This window comes from Tardiphaga sp., assembly GCF_044336785.1.
Lineage (GTDB): Bacteria > Pseudomonadota > Alphaproteobacteria > Rhizobiales > Xanthobacteraceae > Tardiphaga.
On record NZ_JBIIOT010000032.1, the window covers coordinates 1 to 17,340 of the forward strand.

Consider the following 17,340-nt stretch of genomic DNA (forward strand, 5'->3'; position numbering starts at 1 on the left):
GATGGACTGTGTAAGAGGCAGACGCGTGCCATGCCCCTCACCCGCCGCGAAGACGCGGCGACCTCTCCCCGTAAAGAACGGGGAGAGGTTAAGAACTACGCCGCCGCTGCGACGACGCGATTCCGCCCGTCATGCTTGGCACGATACAGCGCCACGTCCGCGCGCTTCAGCACGTCCGCGATCGGCTCGCCCTTCTTCTCCAGCGTCGCAAGACCGATCGAGATCGTCACCTCGATGCGCTTGTTGCCGCGATCGATCGAAAACGGCTCGCCGGCGATCGAGCGGCGCAGGCGCTCGGCCACCATGCCGGCCACATGCATGTCCGTCTCCGGCATCACGATGACGAATTCCTCGCCGCCATAACGGCAGGCGAGATCGATGCCGCGGATCGACTTGCGGATGCGCACGGCGAATTCGCGCAGCACATCATCACCGCAGTCGTGGCCGTGATTGTCGTTGATCGACTTGAAGTAGTCGATGTCGAGGATCATCAGCGCCAGCGGCTTGCTACGCGTCGCGGCCTGCTCGGCCAGCGTCTGCAGATGGCTTTCCATGTAACGGCGGTTATGCAGGCCGGTGAGCCCGTCGGTGATCGCGGCCTCGATGGAGTGCTGGACATTGTCGCGCAGGTGATCGGTGTAGCGGCGGCGACGCACCTGCGTGCGGGCGCGCGCGAGCAGTTCGTTCTTGTCCACCGGCCGCGTGAGATAATCGTTCACGCCGATCTCGAGCCCGCGCAGCAGCCGCGCATTGTTGTCGATATCGGCGATGGCAAGGATCGGAATCTGCCGCGTACGCTCCAGCGAACGCGCCTGGCTGCACAGCCGCAGGCCATCGAAATTCTCGAGGCTGAGCGAGACGATCAGCAAATCGTAATTGCCCTCGGCCGCGTGAAACAGCGCCTCGGTGGGATTGGGCTCCACATCCACCGTGTGCTCGGCAGCCAGCAGCGGCGCCAGACGCTCATAGGACGACGGACGGTCATCGACGAGCAGGATGCGACCACCCACGCCCTCATCCGCCACGGCGCTGCGCTCGGGCGCCTGGATGCCGATCTCCAGTGAGGTGAGCGCGCGCATGCGCAACTCGTCGGTCATCATTTTCAACCGCGTCAGCGAGCGCACACGCGCCACCAGCACGGCATCGGCAACCGGCTTGGTGAGGAAATCATCGGCGCCGGCCTCCAGGCCGCGCACGCGATCGGACGGCGAATCCAGCGCGGTGACCATCACCACCGGAATGAAATGCGTCTTCGGATTGGCTTTCAGACGCCGGCAGACTTCAAAGCCGTCCATGTCGGGCATCATGACATCGAGCAGGATCAGGTCGCATTCCGAGCGCGCGCAGATCTCCAGCGCCTGGGCGCCGTTCGACGCTGTGATGACGTCGAAATATTCGGCGGACAGACGGGCTTCCAGCAGCTTCACATTGGCGGGGATGTCATCGACGACGAGAATACGCGCTGACATGGAAAACTCCCTAACCGATAAATCGACGGACGGTCTCGATGAATTTCCCGACCGAAATAGGCTTTGACAAATAAGCTTCGCAGCCGCCCTCGCGGATGCGCTCTTCGTCGCCCTTCATGGCGAAGGCGGTGACGGCGACGACAGGGATCATGGCGATGGACGGATCCTTCTTGATCCAGCCGGTCACTTCGAGGCCCGAGACCTGCGGCAACTGGATGTCCATGAGGATCAGATCGGGGCGGAGCGAGCGGACAAGATCGAGCGCTTCGTAGCCGTTGCTCGTGCCCACCGTCTGGTAGCCATGGGCCTCCAGCAGGTCACGAAACAGCTTCATATTGAGCTCGTTGTCCTCCACGATCAGGACGGTTTTGGCCATCCCGTCCTCCAATCCCGAAATCAACGGTTTATCTGCGCCGGCGGATCAATGCCGCCAAGTGGCCCGTCTCCTCCAAAAATCCCAATTACTGGAATCACTTGGGTGACTCGGGCATGATGATTCAAACTAGAGCGGATAAGTTACGGAAAGGCAAACACGCGTGATGAAAAAGCAAGGGCGACACCCCGGCGAAGTGGCTGAAATCGTTGCGATTCAGGCACTCTCCTTCGTGGCGGGCGAGCCCGAGCGGCTGGGCCTGTTCCTGTCCGAGAGCGGGATCGGTCCGGAGACGCTACGCTCGGCTGCAAAGGACCCGCAATTCCTCGTCAGCGTGCTGGATTTCGTGCTGCGCGACGACGAGACCGTGCAGGCCTTTGCCGCCGCCACCCAACTGCCGCCCGACACCATCGCCGCCGCGCGGATGGCGCTGGGCGGCCCCACAAGCAACGACTTCTCGTGACCCCTCTCCCGACAGATGTGAGCGGACCGCGCTGCTTCTGCCGGGATTGCCTTGCCGACCAGGATGTCCGCGTCAAACGCTGCACCAGCTGCGGCTCGCCCCGGCTGGTGCGTCATCACGCGCTCCCCTCGCTCACGCTCGCGCATATCGACTGCGATGCGTTCTATGCGACGGTGGAAAAGCGCGACAATCCGGACCTCAACGACCACCCCGTGATCATCGGCGGCGGCAAGCGCGGCGTGGTGTCGGCCGCCTGCTACATCGCGCGCACCTATGGCGTGCGCTCGGCGATGCCGATGTTCAAGGCGCTGGACCTCTGCCCGGAGGCAAAGGTGATCCGGCCGGACATGGCGAAATATGTCCGCGTCGGCCGCGAAGTGCGCCACGCCATGCAGGCGCTGACGCCGCTGGTGGAACCGCTCTCCATCGACGAAGCGTTTCTCGATCTTGCGGGCACCCAGCGCGTGCATGGGATGATCCCCGCAAAGGTGCTGGCGAAGTTTGCCGCGGATGTGGAGCGCGACATCGGCATCACGGTGTCGGTCGGCCTGTCGGTGAACAAGTTTCTCGCCAAGATCGCCAGCGATCTCGACAAGCCACGCGGCTTTGCCGTGCTCGATCAGGCGGACGCGACCGCGATGCTGGCGGATCGTCCGGTGGGGTTTATCTTCGGCGTCGGGCCGGCCACGGCGGACCGGCTGTCGCAGCGCGGTTTTCGCAAGATCAGCGATATCCAGAAGGCCGACGAGACCGAACTGATGAAACAGTTCGGCGGCGAAGGCCGCCGGCTGTGGCGTCTGGCGCGCGGCATCGACGACCGCCTTGTCGTGGCCGATCGTGGCGCCAAGACGATTTCCAACGAGACCACGTTCAACGAGGACATCCGCGATCTCGCCACACTGGAGAAGATCCTGTGGCGACTGTCGGAGAAGGTGTCGGAGCGGCTGAAGAGCGGCGAACTCTCCGGCACCACGGTGACGCTGAAACTGAAGACCGGCGATTTCCGCCAGCGCACCCGATCGCAATCGATCCAGTCACCGACGCAGATGGCCAAACGCATCTTCGACATCAGCCGCGAGATGCTGGCGAAGGAGATCGACGGCACGGCGTTCCGCCTGATCGGCACGGGCGTCAGCGCGCTACGGCCGGGCGCAGAGGCCGGCGACGACAACATGCTCGACCGCCGCTCGGCGCACGCCGAACGCGCGATGGATGCGCTGAAGAAGAAATTCGGCAGTGCCGCTGTGATCAAGGGCATTGCGTATGATGGGCCGGAGAAGACGCGGGGCTAGCCAAGAGTGCGGACCTAACCTCTCCCCGCATCTTGCGCGGGGAGAGGTCGGCGCGCAGCGCCGGGTGAGGGGCGAGGCACTGGCCCCTCCACACATCAAACTCATAACGGATCGCAGAACGAAGAAGCGCATGTGACGCGGGCTCTGTGCCCCGCCCCTCACCCGACGTTCACATGCGCTGCATGTGAACGTCGACCTCTCCCCGCGCAGAGCGGGGAGAGGTTAGAAAGAACCCTACCCAAACACGTCCTGCACCACGCCGTCCTTGATCACGTCCACACCATCCAGCGTGATGGTCGTGTTGAAGATCGGCAGGTCGAAATGGCCCGACGTATAGCGGCCGACGAATTCGTTCGCGCCCGTCGAGAACAGGAAATTGCCGGCGACCGCGCGGATTTCCGTGCCGTTGGTGTCGCGCTGGTCATACATCTGCAGCGCTTCATAGCGCGCTTTGGGATTCATGCCCCAGCCGACATGCGACACCGCATAGGCCTCACGGTCGCCCCATGCCGCGAGATAGCGCTTCATCATCTCGGCATCGGCGCCCTCCCCCGTCAGCTCCGTGATGTAGTCGTCCTTGAACAGCATTTTCACAGGCGAGGTCAGATAGCGCTTGAAGGTGAGATTGACGTCACCGGCATCCATCACCACCGTGCCATTGATGGTCCCGCTCTTCGGGAAGCTCACGACGATGCCGCCCGGCCAATGCGCCAGCGTGCCCGGCTTGTCGGTCCAGCCCCAGACCCCGACGGTCGCCGCACCTTCCATGTTCACATCGAGATCGGTGCCCGCTTTCGACGTCACCTTCATATGCTTGGTGCCACGCAGCATCTTCGCTGCCGCACGCACGCGCTTCTCCAGCGCCGAATCCGGCACCATGCGCTCGAGCGCTTCCGGATGCTCGTTCGAGATGACGAGAATGCGCGAACCGGCTTTCAAAATGTCCGGCGTCTCCTTCGCATGCATCAGGCCCTCGATGGTGCAATCGACGACAAATCCCGCCTGCTGCAGCGCCGAGACCACCGGCCCCAACTGCTGGATCGCTTCCGATGCGCCGGTAGAGCGGACCGGCACCACCTGCCTGTTGCGCGGCGTCGGCACGATGACATGGAACGGTTTTGCGCCCATGCGCAGCAATGCCAATTCGGCAATGTGCACATTCAGCGCACGCGATTGCGTCTCGGAGAGGATTGCCGCAGTGTCGCCCGGCTTGACCGCGCAGCGTTCGAAAATCTCGCAGAATGCGTCGATCCATTTCGCTTCGATGCGATCCGCCAGCATGTTGCCTCTCCGTGTTTTGTAGCGATTATCGTTGGATGATAAGCGCGGACATGTTATATGAAAAGGAATATTTTTAAGATTAAAAGGACAGCGCGGCGCTTATTTTAAAGGCACCCGCGCACTTCCGGAGCGGCGAACGACATGGCGACAGACAGACCGGCGCACCACCCCGACACATCGCCGGATGCCGCGCAGCCGATCAATCCCGCGACCTTTCGTCAGGCGCTCGGCCAGTTTCCCACCGGCGTCACGGTGGTCACCGCGCAGGCCGGCGATCACCCCGTCGGCATGACGGCGAACTCGTTTTCCTCCGTCTCGCTCGATCCACCGCTGGTGCTGTGGAGCGTCGCAAAATCCTCACCGAGTCACGATCCGTTCGTCGAAGCCGATGCCTTTGCGATCCATTTTCTCGGCGCCGATCACGGCGAACTCGCGATGCGTTTCGGCCGCCGCGGCTCCGATAAATTCGCCGATATCGACCACCGCCCCGGCATTACCGGCGCGCCGCTGATCGACGGCCTCGCACCGATCTTCGAGTGCAAGATCTGGGCGCGCTATCCCGGCGGCGATCACACCATCCTGGTCGGCGAAGTCGTGCGCTTCGTCGAGCGCAATCACGATCCGCTGGTGTTTCACTCCGGCCAGATGCGCCGCATCGACAAGGGACAGCGGCAACTGCCGCCACTCGCCAGCGACAGTTTTGCGCGCAACTACCTGCCCTATCTGCTGGCGCGCGCGAGCTTCAATGTTTCCAGCGAATTTCATGCACGGCTGAAAGACTGGGATCTCACGGTGCCGGAATGGCGCGTGCTGGCCTGCCTGACGGATGTCGAGGGACTGTCAGTCGGCGAGCTCGCCGCGATGGCGCTGATGAAGCAGCCGGGACTGACCAAGACGCTGGATCGCATGGAGGAAGACGACCTTCTCAAGCGCAAGAGCGAGTCGAACGACCGCCGCCGCGTGACGCTGCATCTGACGGCGAAGGGTCGCGCGCGGGTAAAACCGGTGCTGCAGGCGGCACTCCACCATGAGGCGACGGTGCTCGGTCGCTTCAGCGACGACGAGCGCGCAACGATCAAATATGCGCTGGATTTGTTGATTGATAGCGGAGCAAGCGAAGAAGCGTAGGATGGGTAGAGCGCAGGCGCGCAGCGCGGGAGCGAAACCCATCGCGGCGAGCTCGGTGTATGGGGTGATGGGTTTCGCTTCGCTCTACCCATCCTACGGCTCCTGCGAAAATGGCCGGGCAAAGCACGGCCATTCGCATTCATCAATATTGTTGCGCCCTTACTTGATCGGCGCCACGACGCTCGGATTCTTCCAGGCCGAGACGTCCACCTTCTTCGGCAGCATCCCCGTCTCGACATAGACATCGAGCATCTTCTGGATCGCATCGAAATTCGGTGCTGCGCCCGGATCGCGCGCGAAATCGTTTTCCTTGAGCAGGTACGTTTCCAGCACCGGGATCGGCGCCTTCATCACTTCGTTGACGACCTTCAGTGTTTCGTCGCGATTGGCCAGCGCCTTCTGCATGCCCGACGTCAGGTCGCGCACATAGGCCTTGGCGAGATCGGGATTCTTGTCCACGAAATCGGCACGGCAGGCTTCGAGGATGTGCACGATGCCTTCCTGCTGCTGCGACAGCGAGAACAGCTTGCGCGTGCCGCCCTTGGCTTCCATGCGCGCGGCAAACGGCTGGTTCATCACGGCTGAATCGACGCGCCCCGAACGCAGCGCTTCTTCCGAGAGCGCGAAGCCGACTTCAACCAGCTTGATATCCTTCGACGCATCGAGACCGGCCTGCTTCAGCAGGATCGCCATCGGGCCATAGATGCCGGAGCCGAGCGTGTTGATGGAGAGCGTCTTGCCCTTCAGGTCGGCGATGGTCTTGATCGGCGAGTCATCCTTCACCGCCCAATAGACCGAGAAGCTGCCCGGCTTTTCGAACACGTGCTGGGCGACCACATAGGCCTTGAGGTTACCACCGACCACACCCTGCGCCAGCGCCAGCGGCGACTGCGTCGCGCAGTCCAGCGCGCCGGCGGCCAGCGCCTGCGTCATTGGTGCGGTGCCCTGAAACTGCACCCATTCGATATTGTAGGTCTTGCCAAGCGAGGTGAATTCCTGCGGCCGCTTCATCATCCAGTATTTGGATTCCTCGGCCGGAATGGTCCAGCCCACCTTGATCGTTTGCTGGGCAAATGCCGCGCCGCTGTTCAGCAGCGCCCCGACACTCACTGCCCCCAGCGCCAAAGCCGCAACAACGCCACGCTTAAAAGTCCGCTTCATCGTGTATCCCCTTGTGATGCCGATAGTGAATGCAAAACTCTTGCCGAAACTCTGCCCTGTCACGATTGTTTCATGCTTCAAATGATCGCGCAATACGCCTCGCAAAGGGCTATATTGTCGCGTGAGTGACTGAGGCTTCCAGCCGGGAATTGATGCAGCATGAGCAATGACTTCTTCTCCGACCTCCTCGCCTCGATCTCAGAGCGCGGCCGCACGCTGTTGCGGCTCGGCCCCGCTTCGGTGGACCCCAAGCAAAACGCCATCGACATGATCGATCTCTGCGGCGATCTGCTCTCTGGTCGCGGCGAAGCCTCGGGCACCGCCATCGCCCGCGGTGTGCTCGATCGCTATCAGTCGCTGGATCAAGCCGGGCGTGTCATGTTCTTCGAAACGCTGGCGCATAAATACGGACCGGATCGCGACAAGCTCGACAAGGCCATCGAAGCCTGGCGCGCCAAGCCCACCAGCGATGGCGCAGGCCTCTTGCATATCGCATCGGAACCGCAACGGCAGGAGCTGTTCCGCCGCCTCAACCGCGCGCCCGGCGGCACCAGCGAACTCGTCAAGATGCGCGAGGATCTGCTCGATCTGAAGAACGGCAACAAGGAGCTCAACGCCGTCGACAACGACGTCGTCCATCTCTTTGCATCATGGTTCAACAGGGGTTTTCTCGTGCTGCGCAGGATCGACTGGTCGACGCCCGCCAACATCCTCGAAAAGGTGATCAAATACGAAGCGGTGCATGAGATCCATGACTGGGACGATCTGCGTCGCCGCATCGATCCCGTCGATCGCCGCTGCTATGCGTTCTTCCACCCTGCCCTTGTCGATGAGCCGCTGATCTTCGTCGAGGTCGCGCTCACCGAAGCGATCCCCGGCGCCATCGCGCCACTGCTGGCGCAGGACCGCCAGCCGGTGCCGATCGAGCGCGCCCGCACCGCCGTGTTCTATTCGATCTCGAACTGCCAGCGCGGACTCGGCGGCATTTCGTTCGGCAATTTCCTGATCAAGCAGGTGGTCGAGGAACTGCGCCGCGAACTGCCGAAGCTCGACACTTTTGTCACGCTCTCACCCGTGCCCGGCTTCATGAAGTGGCTGAAGAAGGCGGATGATCTCAACCTCACGAATGAAGATCGCGCGCTGGTGGATCTGCTCGACGATCCGCTCTGGGCGAATGACGCCGCCTTGCGCGAGCAGTTGAAGCCGATCATGGAAGGCCTCGCCGCGCATTACTTCCTGAAAGCGAAGAATGCCCGCGGCGGCCCGGTGGATTCCGTCGCCCGCTTCCATCTCGGCAATGGCGCACGGCTGGAGCGCATCGACTGGCTCGGCGACATGTCGGCCAAGGGCCTGCGCGAGTCCGCCAGCCTGATGGTGAATTATCTCTATCGCCTCGACGACATCGAGAAGAACCACGAGGCCTATGCGGATCACTACGAGATCGCGGCATCGAGCGCGGTGAAGAAGCTGCTCAAGACCGAAGGCGGCGGATTGAAGCTGCTGGACAGCATGCGGTTTTCACGGGCGGAGTGATTGCGCTTTAACCTCTCCCCGCTTGCGGGGAGAGGTCGACGTTCACATGCAAAGCATGTGGGCGTCGGGTGAGGGGAAGCCTCCACAAGCTCCGAGTTCGCGGAGAGTCCCCTCACCCGACCGCGCTTCGCGCGGCCACCCTCTCCCCGCAAGCGGGGCGAGGGAACTACTTACAAGCCTTGGTCTCTTTCACCATCAGCTTGCTCATCGCGCCCGCAATGACGAAATCATTGTAGTCCAGCGCCAGCGCGCGCGACACGCCGTTCTCGTACAGTTCGAATGACATCGCATAGACCGGCGTCTGCTCGCCGCCGTCCGCTGCCTTCGCCGACTTGTCGTAATAGCTCACCGTCACCGGCCAGCGCGACATCGTCTTCATCGTGTCGTCGTTCGTCGCCGGATCCGGCTCCGCCACCTTGCGATCGGCCGGGATCGCCTGCCCGATCACAGTCAGCGTGCTGTAGACCTTGTCGCCGGTGTCCGAGCCATCGAACACATTCAGTTCGAGCACCGACTTGCCCTCTTTCGCCGCGGCGATGATGCGGTGGATCTGCTCGGTGGGAAACACGATGTCGCCATCGAGCTTGATGGTCCTCTTCTCCGGCAGCGTCAGCTTGACATTGATGTGGTCGCCTTCGCGCTCGGCGATGCCGTCGATCTTGTTGGGATCGCTGTCATTCATCTGGGTGTCGATCTTGAAGCGATAGCTCTTGCCATCGCCCGCCTCCCAGCTGGTGGAGCGCAGATCGCTCAGCGTCGTCTTGTTCTCGCCGCTGTTCAGTTCGGAGACCTGACGAAAATCCGACGAATAGCCTTCGCAGGAACTGCCTGTGAAATTGTAGAGAATGCGGCCCTCGGCGGCGTTCACATTGGCATTGCCGCGCGATTTGGTGAGCTTGAGCTCATACAGCGCCTGATGCGCCAGAAACGGCACGGCCGATCCCGGCGCCGCTGCCTCGCCCGACACCGGTGCCAGCAGCAGAGCAGCGCCCAGCGCGAGGGTGGCAACCTGAAGGCGCGAGGTCGAGACGGTACAGCGCATGGAGTCGTCCTGTATGATGGAACAATGATCATAAAGACCGCCCCATTGCGCCGCAACTAGGGCCGCAGGGGATGTCCGGGAGTACAACCTGCGGAATGCCATATTTCATCGGGATTGTGGCCTTCCCGGCGTCGTCCGAACGTCACTTGCATGGGCGGACTTGATGGGGGAAACAAACGCGCCCGAACCGCTTCTCGCGGCCGGGCCTTAACTTCAAGCTTTGGGGAATTTTCGTATGCCAGGTGCAGTCGAGCAGAAACTTGCGGAATTGGGTGTCACCCTTCATGAGCCGGTCAGCCCGGTGGCAAATTACGTGGGCTTCGTGCGCACCGGCAATCTCTTGTTCGTCTCCGGCCAGATCTGCCTCGGCGCCGATGGCAAGCTGATCGCCAAGGGCAAGCTCGGCGCCAATGTCAGCCTCGAGGACGGTGTTGCCGCGGCCCGTGGCTGCGCCATCAACATCCTCGCCCAGGTCAAGGCCGCCCTCGGCGACCTCGACAAGGTGGCCCGCGTGGTGCGCCTCGGCGGCTTCGTCAATTCGACGCCGGACTTCGTCGATGCGCCCAAGATCATCAATGGCGCCTCGGACCTGATGGTCGCCGCTTTCGGCGACAAGGGCCGCCACTCCCGCGCCGCTGTCGGCGTTGCCTCGCTGCCGGCCGATTGCGCCGTCGAGGTCGATGCGGTGTTCGAAGTCGCCTGATCCCGGGAATCAATGCGATGCGCGCACCTGACTGGCTGATCGCCCGCCCGGTCGCGCATCGCGGCCTGCACGACCGTGCCCGCGGCATCATCGAGAACATGCCCGGTGCCATGCTTGCGGCCATCGCCGGCAATTTTTCCATCGAGGTGGATGTCCAGCTCACCGCCGATGGCGAGGCGATGGTCCATCACGATGACGCGCTCGGGCGCCTGACCGAAGGCTCGGGTGCCCTGCTCTCCAAGACCACCGCCGAACTCAAGGCCACAGCTTTCAAGGATACGCCCGAGCGGATGATGTCGCTCGGCGACCTCCTCGCGCTGGTGGATGGCCGCGTGGGCCTCGTCATCGAGATCAAGAGTCACTTTGACGGTGACCGCCAACTGGTTCGCCGCACAGCCGAATTGCTGCGCGCCTATCGCGGCCCAGCGGCCTGGATGTCGTTCGATCCCGATCAGGTTTTTGCCATGCGCGAGATCGCCCCGGAAATCCCCCGCGGCATCACCGCCCAGCGGACCTATGACGACGGCGAGTGGCTTGCGCTGACAAAGGCCCAGCGCGACGGCATGCGCCATCTCCGTCATGCCTTCCGTACCCGCCCGCATTTCGTCTCCTATTGGGTCAAGCAACTGCCCGCGCCAGCGCCCTGGATCGCCCGCAACATCTTTGGCTGCGCGCTGATCACATGGACTGTGCGCACGCCGGAGCAGCGCGCCATCACCGAGCGGTACGCCGACCAGATGACGTTCGAGGGGTTCGTTCCGTGATCCACGACGACAACCATCCCCGCGCGCTCCCCTCATGGTGAGGAGCGCGCCCTTGCGCGCGTCTCGAACCATGAGCTGGCCTGGCTCCAAGTTTCGCAGCCATCCTTCGCGACGCCGCTTCGCGGCTCCTCAGGATGAGGGGGAGTAACTCTCCCCCGGGTCTTGAAGTGCGACACGAAGTGCCCAATTGAAGCGCGAGGTCGCCGCGCTGTTCGCCCCTGACCGGTTCAAGTGATTGATGACGTCATCGGACATTACCCTCGAAGCAGTCGGATCGATCAGCCAGGTGCCGCCCGCGGAATGGGACGCTTGCGCAACCGGCCGCGCCGTCGCCGGGCAGACAGTGGCCGACGATCTGGCGGCGCTCGACACGCTCTCAAGCGCTGCCAACTCAACTTCAGAAATACCTTATAACCCGTTCGTTTCACACGCTTTTCTGACCGCAGTTGAGGCATCGCATTCAGCCTGCGCGCGCACCGGATGGGGACCCCGGCACCTCCTCGCCAAGCAGGGCGGCAAGATCGCAGGCATCGTGCCCTGCTATTTGAAATCCCATTCGCAGGGCGAATATGTCTTCGACCGCGGCTGGGCCGACGCCTATGAGCGCGCCGGCGGCGACTATTATCCAAAGCTGCAGGTGTCGGTTCCCTTCACCCCGGCCACCGGCCCCCGCCTTCTGATCCGCGACGGTGTCGACGTTGCGCGGGTCAGCGACGCACTGGCTGGCGGCCTTGTCGGGCTGTGCGAAGCGACGGAGGCATCATCGGTTCATGTGACCTTCGCCCGCGAGGATGAATGGAATTTTCTCGCTGGGCGCGGCTTTCTCCAGCGCACCGACCAGCAGTTTCATTTCCACAATCCCGGCTATGACAGTTTCGACGACTTCCTCGCCACGCTGAATTCCCGCCACCGCAAGGCCATCAAGCGCGAGCGTCGCGATGCGCTGGCCGCCGGCATCACCATCGAGGCGCTGACCGGGACAGACATCACCGAGGAAGCCTGGGACGCCTTCTTCGATTTCTACATGGAGACGGGCTCGCGAAAATGGGGGCGCCCCTACCTCACCCGAGAATTCTACACGCTGATCGGCGAGACCATGGCCGATGACGTGGCGCTGATCATGGCGAAGCGCGATGGCAAGTTCATCGCCGGCGCCATCAATTTCATCGGTTCGGACACGCTGTTCGGCCGCCACTGGGGTGCGGTCGAGCATCATCCGTTCCTGCATTTCGAGGTCTGCTATTATCAGGCCATCGACTTTGCCATCCGCCGCAAGCTCAAGACCGTGGAAGCCGGCGCCCAGGGCGAGCACAAGATCGCCCGCGGCTATCTCCCGCAGACCACCTATTCCGCCCATTACATCGCCGATCGCGGATTTCGTGCCGCGGTGGCCGATTATCTCAAGCGTGAGCGCAGCTATGTGGCCGAAGCTGGCCGCGAACTCGCCGAACTCGGCCCGTTCCGCAAGGGCGATCCGGCGCCTTGACCGGAACGCCATCGGCGGCGACATTCGCCGCGCAATGTCGGGAGGATTCCATGGTCGCGTATGACAACAACAACATTTTCGCCAAAATCCTGCGTGGCGAACTGCCTTGCGTGAAGGTCTACGAGAACGACCACGTCCTCGCCTTCCTCGACATCATGCCGCGCTCCCCCGGCCACACGCTGGTGATTCCCAAGGCCGCCGCGCGAAATATCTTCGACATCCTGCCGGAGGATTACGCCCATGTGGTCCGCGCCGCGCAGAAGATCGCCGTGGCGGCGAAGCAGGCCTTCCATGCGGACGGCATGACCGTCGCGCAATATTCCGAAACCGCCGGCGGCCAGGTGGTGTTTCACCTGCACATGCATGTGATGCCGCGCTTCGAGGGCACCGCACTGCTGCCGGCCGCGAGCTTGAAGGAAGATCCGAAGGTGTTGGAAGCGAATGCAGCGAAGCTGATTGCGGCGCTGACGGCGCTGGGCTGAACCAAACTCCGCCCCTCATGGTGAGGAGCGCGCAGCGCCGTCTCGAATCATGAGATGGCCTGGCTCGGAGCCTGTCGCCATCCTTCGAGACGCGGCCAAGCGGCCGCTCCTTAGGATGAGGGCAGAGTGGATCACTCCGTCTGAAAATCCCCCGGCTGCGGCGGCGCTAGGGGCGTGAATTCGCAGCGATCAGGCTTGATGTCGAGCAGCGGCGTCTCGTCGAGACAATCCAGCCCGCGCACCAGCACGGTCGCGCCCTCGATCCCGACCAGCTTCACCAGCGAGGTGCCGATCGGATTCGGCCGCACCGGCGTGCGCAGCGAGAAGATGCCGCGTGCCGTGCCGTCATTCTTCGGGCTCTGCAGCACCAGATCGCGCCGCGACAGGTGCAGCCAGTACAGCACCTCGAGCGACTTGTAGAGTTCGAGATCCTTCAGCCCCTTGACCCACGGCTCGAAGATCTCGAGGCGGCACACCGGCCCGTCATGCCGGCCCTGCCGCGGCGTTTCCAGCCGCGACGTCCAGGGCGTGCGGATGCGGCCGATATAGACCAGCCCGGCATGGTTCGGTTTCGGTGCCTCGACGACGACTTCGCCGGCGCGGATTTCACTTTCACGAACCATGGTGCATTCCTCGATCAATCCAGCGAGATGTTCATCGCCTTGATGACTTTCGACCACCGCGCGCGGTCCTCGTCAACGAATTGATTGATCTCGGCCACCGTCTTCGGCTTCAGCACGGGAAAGCCGATCTTCTCCAGCGAGGCGCGGAAGGTCGCATCGTTCAGTGCCTTGTCCATGCTGGCCATGACCTTCGTCACCACCTCGTCCGGCAGTTTCGACGAGCCCGCCAGACCGAACCAGACGCCGACCTGGTAATCGGGATAGCCGCTCTCGATCACGGTCGGCACATCCGGCAGATCGGGGCTGCGTTCCTTCGACGACACGCCGAGCGGACGCAGCAGCCCGCCCTTCACCGGCGGCAGCGCCGTGGAGAGCGTATCGAACATCACCTGGATATTGCCCGACAAGAGATCGGTCAGCGCCGGCCCCGCGCCCTTATAGGGCACATGGGTCATCTCCACGCCCGCGATCTGCTTGAACATCTCGCCGGCGAGATGGATCGTGCCGCCCGTCCCGGCCGAGCCGAAATTGAGCTTGCCCGGGTTGGCCTTCGCATAGGCGACGAATTCCTTCACCGTCTTCGCCGGCACCGACGGATGCACTTCCATCACGACGGGCAGGTCGGTGACGACCGTGAGCATGCGCAGGTCTTTCTGCGGATCGTATGGCAGCTTTTTGTAGAGCAGCGGGTTGAGCACCATGATCGATGCCGCCGTGACGAACAGCGTGTAGCCGTCCGGATCTGCACGCGACACCATTTCGGCCGCGATGGCCCCCTGCGCGCCCGGCTTGTTCTCCACGACCGTGGTCTGCTTGAGATCGCGGCCGAGATAATCGGCCACGAGGCGCGCCAACACGTCGGTCGGTCCGCCCGCGGCATAAGGCACGACAAGCTTGATCGCACGCGCCGGATATTCCGCTGCGCGGGCGAGCGGAGCAGTGACCACTGTTGCGGCGATGACGAGCGTGGATAGCAGTGCGGAGCGCAGGCGCGATGTCATGGTTTCTCCCGAGGCATTCTTGTTTGCTTGGGGGAGAGACTATCCTGTTCGAACAGTGAGACAAGAGCGCCGGCCGTAGGGCGGATGAGCGCGGCGTCATCCGCCGTTCTTCGCCAAACAAACTCGGCCGGCGGATGACGCCTTCGGCTCATCCGCCCTGCACTTCACCCCATCCAATACTTCCCGCCGACCATCATCAGCTCGCCGCACAACACGCCGGCGAAGATCGAGCGCTTGAAACCGAGAAACACCAGCAGCCCGAACAGCACAGAGCCGTAACGCAACAGCGCCGGCACCGTCGCCAATGCGCCGGGCGGATGCACCAGGATCTGCGCGATCACGCCGGCAAGGATCGCGGTCGCCACCGCCCTCACCCAGACGAGAATGTCAGCCTCTTCATCGATGCCGCCGCCAAGCCACAGGCCGAGCATGCGCCAGACCTCATTGGGCAGGAAACCCGCGAGCACGAGAATGACGAGCGCGTGCCAGTCACCGATAAAAGTCTGGAATTCGCTCACTTTCGCCTCCAGCGATGAACGCCATAGGCAATGGTGCCGGCGGAGATGCCGGAGATCAGGATATCGACGCCGGTGTTGAACCACGACACGATGGGAAACAGCGCGAGGCCAAGCACCAGCGCGATGACATCGGGAAGCTTCTTGCAGTTGCGTGCCGTCGAGAGCAGGAACGCCAGTGGCGTCAGCAGCAGGATCGCCGCACCGAACAGCGGCGGCAGATTGGCGGCAAGATGATAGCCGATCCATGTCGCCGTGAGACATGTCAGCACGAGACCGCAGCCGAGCCCGTTGACGAACGCGATGCGGCGCTCGCGCGGCACCAGTGGCAGCAGGCGAAAACATTCGACCCAGAGCGTCACGGCGATGAAATGCGATGGCAGGATCAGCTGTCGCTTTTTCGTCTCCGGCGCCCGCAGCATCGGCAGCACCGACACCACCATGGGAAACAGGCGGATGCCACTGACACCAACGGCGATCGCCGCCTGAACCGCCGTGGCACCGGACCCGAGCGCCGCCAGCAGGATGATCTGCGCCGGGCCGGCCCAGATCAGGAACGTGCTCAGCAGCGCCCAGAACAGGCTGAAATGCGTATCATGCGCGAGCGCGCCGATGCCGACATAGGTGGCGAACAGCACCGCCGAGAGAATCGTGGTGGCCACCGAGCGCAGGCCGTAGAGAAATGCCGGTGCGGTCCCCTGCCATCGCGGTGAGTCCAGTGCAGGTAGCAGCGCCACGATGGTCCGTTTCTGTCCGATTGATCCCGGTGCCCATTGGCTGCCGAATGCCGTATCGGTCAAGAGCGCGGCATGCATGGATCACGCAGATCCCCCTCGGCCCTCGCAGATCACGCGTGGCCTGGCTGATGCGGCTGAAACCGCGTCACCTTCAGCAGGCAGAGCGCCAACAGCGCCAGCAGGCTGAGGCCCGAAGACACCACAAGCACATAGCCGCCGAGATCATCGATCAGCAGGCTGAACGCCAGCGGTGCCATCGCCTGCGCCACCCGCGCCGGCGCGCCGAGCAGGCCAAGGCGATAGCCGTAATTATGCGGCCCGAAAATCGCCAGCGGAACCGTGCCGCGCGCAATCGTGAGAATGCCATTGCCGGCGCCGTGAAAGATCGCAAACACGATTGCTGCCGGACCGCCGATGACGGCAATAATCAGTGCGCCGACGGGATGCGCCGCGCAGGCCAGGCGGCACGACAGCAGCGGATGTGACCGGCTGAGCAGGCTGGCCTCGACGATCCGCGCCAGCACCTGTGCGGGCCCGATAAACGCGCCTGCGGCCACCGCCTGCACCGTGGTCGCCCCCATGCTTTCGAGGATCCGCGGCAGATGCGCTGCCATGGCCCCCGTCACCGCCCATGCCGCCGCAAAGGCAATCGCCAGCAGCACCATCGCCCGGTCGATGGGAATATGCGGCTTGGCCCCGGCCTCCGCCGCCACCACGCGCCGCTCAACGCGCGGCAGGCAGAAGAGATTGAGCGGCAGACCGATCACGAGATGCGCGATGGCCCAGACATAGCAGGTGTTGCGCCAGCCGATATGTTCGAGCCCCCAGGCCGAGAGCGGCCAGCCTATCGTGCTGGCAAAGCCGGCCATCAGGGTGATGCCGGTGATCGCCCGCCGGGCCTTGTCGCCAAAGATGCGCCCGAGCGCACCGAAGGCGGCGTCATAGAGCCCGAGCCCCATGCCAAAGCCGAGAAACAGCCACGCCACGATAAGCATCGCGCTGGAATGCGCACTGCCGAGCAGCGCCAGCCCGATGGCGAAGGTCACATTCGAGATCGACAGCACCTGCCGCCCGCCGACCCGATCGATCTGCCGCCCGACCCGCGGGCCGAGCAGCCCCGAGATCACCAGCGCGCCGGAAAACGCCGCAAAGAACAGCGTCGGCGAGATGCCGAGATCCTGCGCGATCGGATTGGCGAGGATCGCCGGCAGATAATAGCTGGAAGCCCATGCCAGCGTCTGCGTCGTGCCCAATGCGAGAATGACCCGCAGCTGCTTCTCGCTCATT

The 17,340-nt window shown here is 63.2% G+C and carries 18 protein-coding genes; 8 read left to right on the forward strand and 10 right to left on the reverse strand.

Annotated features, from left to right (window positions below; genetic code table 11):
• Nucleotides 1–95 precede the first annotated feature (95 nt).
• Nucleotides 96–1,469, reverse strand: coding sequence for a PleD family two-component system response regulator (locus tag ACIQ2A_RS11525; RefSeq protein WP_398479079.1), 1,374 nt, complete (start codon nucleotides 1,467–1,469; stop codon nucleotides 96–98).
• Nucleotides 1,470–1,479: 10 nt separating this feature from the next.
• On the reverse strand, nucleotides 1,480–1,845 hold the full coding sequence (locus ACIQ2A_RS11530; protein WP_398473315.1) for a response regulator: 366 nt from the start codon (nucleotides 1,843–1,845) through the stop codon (nucleotides 1,480–1,482).
• Nucleotides 1,846–2,008: 163 nt separating this feature from the next.
• On the opposite strand from ACIQ2A_RS11530, the gene ACIQ2A_RS11535 reads away from it, so the two are divergent.
• Together ACIQ2A_RS11535 and ACIQ2A_RS11540 are read left to right on the forward strand one after the other, a co-directional pair.
• Nucleotides 2,009–2,305 (forward strand): DUF3572 domain-containing protein, encoded by a 297-nt coding sequence (locus tag ACIQ2A_RS11535; protein ID WP_398479165.1) that lies wholly within the window; start codon nucleotides 2,009–2,011, stop codon nucleotides 2,303–2,305.
• On the forward strand, nucleotides 2,302–3,597 hold the full coding sequence (locus tag ACIQ2A_RS11540) for a DNA polymerase IV (RefSeq protein ID WP_398479081.1): 1,296 nt from the start codon (nucleotides 2,302–2,304) through the stop codon (nucleotides 3,595–3,597). Before ACIQ2A_RS11535 ends, ACIQ2A_RS11540 begins: the two co-directional genes overlap by 4 nt.
• Nucleotides 3,598–3,831: 234 nt before the next feature.
• Here the strand turns inward: ACIQ2A_RS11540 and ACIQ2A_RS11545 are convergent, their stop codons facing one another.
• The gene (locus tag ACIQ2A_RS11545) at nucleotides 3,832–4,878 is read right to left on the reverse strand and encodes a peptidase M29 (protein WP_398479083.1); all 1,047 of its coding nucleotides are present in this window, start codon (nucleotides 4,876–4,878) and stop codon (nucleotides 3,832–3,834) included.
• 141 nt (nucleotides 4,879–5,019) lie between these two features.
• Between ACIQ2A_RS11545 and ACIQ2A_RS11550 the strand changes: the two genes are divergently transcribed.
• On the forward strand, nucleotides 5,020–6,006 hold the full coding sequence (locus ACIQ2A_RS11550; protein ID WP_398479085.1) for a flavin reductase: 987 nt from the start codon (nucleotides 5,020–5,022) through the stop codon (nucleotides 6,004–6,006).
• A 159-nt stretch (nucleotides 6,007–6,165) separates the two neighbouring features.
• On the opposite strand, the gene ACIQ2A_RS11555 is transcribed toward ACIQ2A_RS11550, so the two are convergent.
• Nucleotides 6,166–7,167 carry an ABC transporter substrate-binding protein gene (locus ACIQ2A_RS11555; protein WP_398479087.1) on the reverse strand — a complete coding sequence of 334 codons (1,002 nt, stop codon included), beginning with the start codon at nucleotides 7,165–7,167 and terminating at the stop codon, nucleotides 6,166–6,168.
• A gap of 159 nt (nucleotides 7,168–7,326) precedes the next feature.
• On the opposite strand from ACIQ2A_RS11555, the gene ACIQ2A_RS11560 reads away from it, so the two are divergent.
• Nucleotides 7,327–8,700 carry a malonyl-CoA decarboxylase gene (locus ACIQ2A_RS11560; RefSeq protein WP_398479089.1) on the forward strand — a complete coding sequence of 458 codons (1,374 nt, stop codon included), beginning with the start codon at nucleotides 7,327–7,329 and terminating at the stop codon, nucleotides 8,698–8,700.
• Between the two features lie 166 nt (nucleotides 8,701–8,866).
• On the opposite strand, the gene ACIQ2A_RS11565 is transcribed toward ACIQ2A_RS11560, so the two are convergent.
• Nucleotides 8,867–9,742, reverse strand: a complete 876-nt coding sequence (locus ACIQ2A_RS11565; RefSeq protein ID WP_398479091.1) for a cell envelope integrity EipB family protein — start codon at nucleotides 9,740–9,742, stop codon at nucleotides 8,867–8,869.
• Nucleotides 9,743–9,977: 235 nt separating this feature from the next.
• Here ACIQ2A_RS11565 and ACIQ2A_RS11570 point away from each other — a divergent pair, with 235 nt between their 5' ends.
• The 4 genes from ACIQ2A_RS11570 to ACIQ2A_RS11585 all read left to right on the forward strand — a co-directional run bounded on the left by ACIQ2A_RS11570 (nucleotide 9,978) and on the right by ACIQ2A_RS11585 (nucleotide 13,177).
• Nucleotides 9,978–10,445: a RidA family protein gene (locus ACIQ2A_RS11570; protein WP_233022108.1), complete on the forward strand. Its 468-nt coding sequence runs from the start codon at nucleotides 9,978–9,980 to the stop codon at nucleotides 10,443–10,445.
• A 17-nt stretch (nucleotides 10,446–10,462) separates the two neighbouring features.
• Entirely contained in the window at nucleotides 10,463–11,209 is a 747-nt protein-coding gene (locus ACIQ2A_RS11575) for a glycerophosphodiester phosphodiesterase (protein ID WP_398479093.1), read from the forward strand.
• 238 nt (nucleotides 11,210–11,447) lie between these two features.
• On the forward strand, nucleotides 11,448–12,695 hold the full coding sequence (locus ACIQ2A_RS11580) for a GNAT family N-acetyltransferase (RefSeq protein WP_398479095.1): 1,248 nt from the start codon (nucleotides 11,448–11,450) through the stop codon (nucleotides 12,693–12,695).
• Nucleotides 12,696–12,745: 50 nt separating this feature from the next.
• Nucleotides 12,746–13,177 (forward strand): HIT family protein, encoded by a 432-nt coding sequence (locus ACIQ2A_RS11585; RefSeq protein WP_398479097.1) that lies wholly within the window; start codon nucleotides 12,746–12,748, stop codon nucleotides 13,175–13,177.
• A gap of 131 nt (nucleotides 13,178–13,308) precedes the next feature.
• On the opposite strand, the gene tsaA is transcribed toward ACIQ2A_RS11585, so the two are convergent.
• The 5 genes from tsaA to ACIQ2A_RS11610 form a co-directional block, all read right to left on the reverse strand.
• Nucleotides 13,309–13,800, reverse strand: a complete 492-nt coding sequence (tsaA, locus tag ACIQ2A_RS11590) for a tRNA (N6-threonylcarbamoyladenosine(37)-N6)-methyltransferase TrmO (RefSeq protein WP_398479099.1) — start codon at nucleotides 13,798–13,800, stop codon at nucleotides 13,309–13,311.
• A 14-nt stretch (nucleotides 13,801–13,814) separates the two neighbouring features.
• Nucleotides 13,815–14,801, reverse strand: coding sequence for a Bug family tripartite tricarboxylate transporter substrate binding protein (locus ACIQ2A_RS11595; RefSeq protein WP_398479102.1), 987 nt, complete (start codon nucleotides 14,799–14,801; stop codon nucleotides 13,815–13,817).
• 164 nt (nucleotides 14,802–14,965) lie between these two features.
• Nucleotides 14,966–15,319, reverse strand: a complete 354-nt coding sequence (locus ACIQ2A_RS11600) for an AzlD domain-containing protein (RefSeq protein ID WP_398479104.1) — start codon at nucleotides 15,317–15,319, stop codon at nucleotides 14,966–14,968.
• Nucleotides 15,316–16,131, reverse strand: coding sequence for an AzlC family ABC transporter permease (locus ACIQ2A_RS11605; protein WP_398479106.1), 816 nt, complete (start codon nucleotides 16,129–16,131; stop codon nucleotides 15,316–15,318). The genes ACIQ2A_RS11600 and ACIQ2A_RS11605 overlap by 4 nt, the downstream gene beginning before the upstream one ends.
• A 32-nt stretch (nucleotides 16,132–16,163) precedes the next feature.
• Nucleotides 16,164–17,339, reverse strand: coding sequence for an MFS transporter (locus ACIQ2A_RS11610; protein ID WP_398479108.1), 1,176 nt, complete (start codon nucleotides 17,337–17,339; stop codon nucleotides 16,164–16,166).
• Nucleotide 17,340: the final 1 nt, after the last annotated feature.

Coding starts and splice junctions, on each gene's coding strand:
- ACIQ2A_RS11585 (WP_398479097.1), top strand. CDS start 12,746: ATGGTCGCGTATGACAACAACAACATTTTCGCCAAAATCCTGCGTGGC.
- ACIQ2A_RS11565 (WP_398479091.1), bottom strand. CDS start 9,742: ATGCGCTGTACCGTCTCGACCTCGCGCCTTCAGGTTGCCACCCTCGCG.
- ACIQ2A_RS11570 (WP_233022108.1), top strand. CDS start 9,978: ATGCCAGGTGCAGTCGAGCAGAAACTTGCGGAATTGGGTGTCACCCTT.
- ACIQ2A_RS11555 (WP_398479087.1), bottom strand. CDS start 7,167: ATGAAGCGGACTTTTAAGCGTGGCGTTGTTGCGGCTTTGGCGCTGGGG.
- ACIQ2A_RS11575 (WP_398479093.1), top strand. CDS start 10,463: ATGCGCGCACCTGACTGGCTGATCGCCCGCCCGGTCGCGCATCGCGGC.
- ACIQ2A_RS11610 (WP_398479108.1), bottom strand. CDS start 17,339: ATGAGCGAGAAGCAGCTGCGGGTCATTCTCGCATTGGGCACGACGCAG.
- ACIQ2A_RS11525 (WP_398479079.1), bottom strand. CDS start 1,469: ATGTCAGCGCGTATTCTCGTCGTCGATGACATCCCCGCCAATGTGAAG.
- tsaA (WP_398479099.1), bottom strand. CDS start 13,800: ATGGTTCGTGAAAGTGAAATCCGCGCCGGCGAAGTCGTCGTCGAGGCA.
- ACIQ2A_RS11580 (WP_398479095.1), top strand. CDS start 11,448: ATGACGTCATCGGACATTACCCTCGAAGCAGTCGGATCGATCAGCCAG.
- ACIQ2A_RS11595 (WP_398479102.1), bottom strand. CDS start 14,801: ATGACATCGCGCCTGCGCTCCGCACTGCTATCCACGCTCGTCATCGCC.
- ACIQ2A_RS11535 (WP_398479165.1), top strand. CDS start 2,009: ATGAAAAAGCAAGGGCGACACCCCGGCGAAGTGGCTGAAATCGTTGCG.
- ACIQ2A_RS11530 (WP_398473315.1), bottom strand. CDS start 1,845: ATGGCCAAAACCGTCCTGATCGTGGAGGACAACGAGCTCAATATGAAG.
- ACIQ2A_RS11605 (WP_398479106.1), bottom strand. CDS start 16,131: ATGCATGCCGCGCTCTTGACCGATACGGCATTCGGCAGCCAATGGGCA.
- ACIQ2A_RS11560 (WP_398479089.1), top strand. CDS start 7,327: ATGAGCAATGACTTCTTCTCCGACCTCCTCGCCTCGATCTCAGAGCGC.
- ACIQ2A_RS11545 (WP_398479083.1), bottom strand. CDS start 4,878: ATGCTGGCGGATCGCATCGAAGCGAAATGGATCGACGCATTCTGCGAG.
- ACIQ2A_RS11550 (WP_398479085.1), top strand. CDS start 5,020: ATGGCGACAGACAGACCGGCGCACCACCCCGACACATCGCCGGATGCC.